Origin of the sequence: Kitasatospora sp. NPDC059812 (assembly GCF_042732075.1) — a bacterium.
Lineage (GTDB): Bacteria > Actinomycetota > Actinomycetes > Streptomycetales > Streptomycetaceae > Kitasatospora.
The window spans coordinates 10,456-13,936 of record NZ_JBHWIO010000138.1 but is presented as its reverse complement, the minus strand read 5'-3'; the positions used below and the strand labels follow the sequence as shown (position 1 = coordinate 13,936).

Here is a 3,481-nt window from a genome sequence, read left to right as displayed (position 1 = left end):
CGCTTAACGTGTATTATTACAGCGGGGGCGTGGCCCGGGGCTTGGGTCGCGCGCCGGCGCGGGGGGGGGGCCCCCCCCGCCGCCCACGCCGGAGGGCCCACGATCATCGGATCGTGGGCCCTTCACCGTTTCTCGGCGAATGTTTCACGTGAAACAGCGGCCGGTTCCATGGCACTCTGGGCGGGTGGCGATCACCGAGAACGGCAGCACCCACCAGTCCGCACACCGTGCCACGCTTCTCGGTCTGCTCCGCGGCCGGGACTTCCGGCGGCTGCTGACCGCCCGGGTGCTCTCCCAGCTCTCGGACGGCGTCTTCCAGGTCTCGCTCGCCGCCTACGTCGTGTTCTCCCCGGAGAAGCAGTCCTCCCCCGCCGACATCGCCTCGGTGCTGGCCGTGATGCTGCTGCCGTTCTCGGTGATCGGCCCGTTCGCCGGGGTGCTGCTGGACCGCTGGCGCCGCCGCCAGGTGCTCTACTACGGCAACCTGGCCCGCTTCGGGCTCGGCCTCGTCACCGGCGCCCTGCTCCTGGCGGAGGCGCCGACCTGGCTGTTCTTCGCCTCGGCGCTGCTGGTCACCGCGCTCAACCGGTTCATCCTGGCCGGCCTGTCCGCCGCCCTGCCCCGGGTGGTCGAGCAGGACCAGCTGGTCACCGCCAACGCGCTCTCCCCCACGCTGGGAACGGTCGCCGCCGCCTCCGGCGGAGGGGTCGGCTTCCTGCTGCACCAGGTGATGACCCCCGGACCGAAGGCCGACGCCGCGCTGGTCACGGTGGCCGCGCTGCTCTACCTGTCGGCCGCACTGGCCGCCCGCCGGATGGACCGCGACCTGCTCGGCCCGGAGAAGCACGGCGACCGCCCGGCGCTCGGCCAGGCGCTGGTCCGGGCCGCCGTCGAACTCGGCGCCGCCGTGCGCCACTTGGTGCGGGACTGCCGGCCCGCCGTGCACGCGCTGGCCGCCGTCACCGCGGCCCGGTTCTGCTACGGCGTGCTGATCGTGGTCGTGGTGATGCTCGCCCGGTACACCTTCAACGACCCGTCCGACAGCGCGGCCGGACTGGTCACGCTCGGCCAGGCGGTCGGCCTGTCCGCCGCCGGGTTTTTCGTCGCCGCACTGGTCAGCCCCTGGTGCACCCGGCGGCTCGGCCTGGCCGGCTGGCTGACGGTCTGCCTGGCGGCCCCGGTGGTCTTCGTCCCGGCGCTCGGCCTGAGCTTCACCCTGCTGCCCTGCCTGCTCGCGGCGCTGCTGCTCGGGGTGGTCACCCAGGGCACCAAGATCTGCGCCGACACCGTGGTCCAGGAGTCGGTCGAGGACGAGTTCCGCGGCCGGGTCTTCGCGATCTACGACGTGCTGTTCAACGTCGCCTTCGTGACCGCTGCCCTGGTCACGGCGCTGGTGCTGCCGCTCTCCGGCCGCTCGGTCGTGGTGGTGGTCGGGGTCGCCGCGGTGTACGGGCTCTCGGCGCTCCTCTACCTGCGCTCCGCCCGGCGGTACGGGCCGCTCCCCGGCGACCGGGCCTCCTGAAGGCCCTCGGCCCCTCGGAACGGTGGCGTCCGACCGAGTCGCTAAGGTACGTCAGACCTGTCGGAGCGACAGCACTCGGCCTCGGGGGACGAACTGATGAGCACACCGCCCGGCCCGTACGGGCCACCTCCGCCGTACGGGCCGCCCCCGCAGCCGGCCCCGCCGTACGGGCAGGTGCCGTACATCCCGTCGCAGCCCCAGCCCGCACCGCCCGGCTTCGGACCGCCGCAGCCCGGACCACCCCAGCCCGCACCGCCCCAGCCCGCACCGCCCGGCTTCGGACCGCCCCCGGCCTACGGCCAGCAGCCGCCCGGCTACGGCGCCCAGCCGCCGTACGGCCAGCAGCCGCCCGCCGGTCCGTACGGCTACCCGCCGCCCGCCTCCGCCGCCGAGGCGCCCTCCGCGAAGCGCGGCGTCAAGGCGAAGCTGCGGATCGTCGGCCTGGTCGGCGGCTGCCTCGCGCTGGCCGTCGGCTACTTCGCCAGCGGCCCGAGCGTCAGCAGCGCCAAGCCCGGCGACTGCGTCCGGGTGAGCGGCACCCGCGATGTCGAGATCGTCAAGTGCACTGACGCCAAAGCGAATTACCGAGTCCTGTCGACGTTCGGCGACACCACCGACGTGAACCGCTGCCGGCAGACGCCGCAGACCACCAGCGCCGTCTCGGGCAAGAGCGGACGCCGCTGGAACAAGAAGCGGTACGTGCTCTGCCTCGGCCCGATGACCCCGGCCGGCGCCCCGCTGCCGGGGAAGGCCTGACCTCTCCACCACCACCGCATCCCCGGGGGACCTCTTGTCCGTTCCGCCGCCCCAGCTGCCGTACGGCGCCCCGTCGCCCGACGACGGCAACCCGTACGTCACCGGCAACCCCTACGGCCGGCCGACCCCGCCCCCGCCGCCGGGCCCGCCGCCCGGCTACGGCTACCCGGCCGCCCCGCCACCACCCGACCAGCCGTACGGCTACCCCCCGCAGCCCGCGCCCGGCTACGGGTACGGGTACCCGCCACCGGCGCCACAGGACGGGCCCGCCTGCCGCTTCTGCGGCGGCTTCCCGGCCGTGGACGCCACCGTCCGCGGCCACCAGGGCCTGGTCCTGGCCTACCGGATGCTGCGGATGCCGGGCCCGTTCTGCCGCACCTGCGGGACGGCGACGGTGCGCGACCTGTCCGCCCGCACCCTGGTCCAGGGCTGGTGGAGCCCGGCGTCGGTGCTGCTGGCGCCGATCACCCTGCTGCTGAACCTCGCCGCCAACGGCAAGGTCAAGCGGCTGCCGCCGCCCGTCCCGGGCAGCCACGGCCCCCAGCTCGACCCCGGCGTCCCGCTGGGCCGGCGGCCGCACGCGCTGATGCTGCTGCTGCCGCTCTCGGTGGTCGTCACGCTGGTCCTGGCCGCCACCGGGGTGCTCGGCCCGAAGAAGGACGACCCGGTCGCGCCGATCGCGATACCGACGGTGACGGTGCCCCCGGTGACCACCTTCTCGCCGCCGCCGACCTACACGCCGCGGCCGTTCCCCTCGCCGACGTTCAGCATGCCGCCGGTGCCCACCATCACGCTGCCGCCGCCGACCGCCCCCAGCACCGCTGCCGACAGCATCGACCGGGCCAACCCCGGCGACTGCCTGCGCAACGAGAACGGCACCGGCGCGACCCACGACGCCAACCCGAAGATCACCATGCTGCCCTGCGGCGACTCCCGCGCCCAGTACAAGGTGGTCTTCAAGTACCTGGCCACCTCCGACGAGAAGGTCTGCGAGAAGCAGCCGAAGTCGGACAGCACCTACACCCGCACCTACTCCAACCTGCCGGCCCTCAACTACGTGCTCTGCCTGCAGAGCCTCCACGGCTGACCCGGCACGCCCGAGGGGTGGGGGGGGGGGGGGGGGGGGGTGGGGGGGGGGGGGGAGGAGGCGGAGAGGGAGTAGACAAAAGAAGAAAAACGACACAAAAACAAACCAAAAGAAAA

At 73.8% G+C, this 3,481-nt stretch carries 3 protein-coding genes; all 3 read left to right on the top strand.

From position 1 onward, the window contains the following. The first annotated feature begins 184 nt into the window (after positions 1 to 184). The 3 genes from ACFV6D_RS37335 (at position 185) to ACFV6D_RS37325 (ending at position 3,365) form a co-directional block, all read left to right on the top strand. A complete protein-coding gene (locus tag ACFV6D_RS37335; RefSeq protein ID WP_380426316.1) occupies positions 185 to 1,522 on the top strand; it encodes an MFS transporter in 1,338 nt (445 codons plus the stop codon). 96 nt (positions 1,523 to 1,618) lie between these two features. Beyond that, positions 1,619 to 2,278: a hypothetical protein gene (locus tag ACFV6D_RS37330; RefSeq protein WP_380563172.1), complete on the top strand. Its 660-nt coding sequence runs from the start codon at positions 1,619 to 1,621 to the stop codon at positions 2,276 to 2,278. 34 nt (positions 2,279 to 2,312) lie between these two features. After that, positions 2,313 to 3,365, top strand: coding sequence for a hypothetical protein (locus tag ACFV6D_RS37325; RefSeq protein WP_380563170.1), 1,053 nt, complete (start codon positions 2,313 to 2,315; stop codon positions 3,363 to 3,365). Positions 3,366 to 3,481: the final 116 nt, after the last annotated feature.

What these genes read in the sequence shown, in the direction of transcription:
- ACFV6D_RS37330 (WP_380563172.1), top strand. Translation starts at nt 1,619, where the DNA reads ATGAGCACACCGCCCGGCCCGTACGGGCCACCTCCGCCGTACGGGCCG.